At 42.9% G+C, this 606-nt stretch carries 1 pseudogene; it reads left to right on the forward strand.

The window, feature by feature from the left end:
* Positions 1-244 precede the first annotated feature (244 nt).
* Positions 245-606: pseudogene (locus J3U16_RS12035) on the forward strand (hypothetical protein); the annotation flags it as partial.

A 606-nucleotide genomic window follows, 5' to 3' on the forward strand; every position in this document is an offset into this window, starting at 1 on the left:
TTCAACAGGCAACAGGCAACAGGCAACCTGGCCAACCTATCTTTTAAATTCGTCTAAGTCCAGCACCCAGTTTAAATTTTTCACTAAATCTTATTTTTCTACTCAATCAAGTGAAATTCTGCGAATTTTCGCGCGATCGCTTCCGCGATCCTCTTCTCGATCCTTTTTCCGATCGTTTTCCGGATCCTCTTTCAGATCCTGTTTTCGATCCTTTTCCCAATTATCCCGGCAGATTGTTTTTTTCGTGGTCTTTTTCCTTCCTTTTTCTGGTCACGCATTGACATCACAGACAACTAGGAATGCGATACAGGGTAGTGCACCTTATCTGACTTTCGACGGTGGTCGTACACGTGCGGTTGATGCTAACGGTCTGCTTGGGATTACACTATCTGACGGAACTAATTACACGCCTTCTACCAATTTATCATCTACAACTCCAATCGTCTTGCCCGTTGCGGGTCAGAGTTTTGCTGATATTCGTATGTTCGTTCCTACTGATACAAATTCAGTCGCTTTGAGTACACTTATCGGTCCTCCTAATAATTATTGGGGGGATGATGATGGTGATTCTGGTGTTACTGCTACAGGTTCTTTAAGTTTATCTAT

Source organism: Gilliamella sp. B3023, assembly GCF_026536845.1.
GTDB classification, from domain to species: Bacteria; Pseudomonadota; Gammaproteobacteria; order Enterobacterales; family Orbaceae; genus Gilliamella; species Gilliamella apicola_E.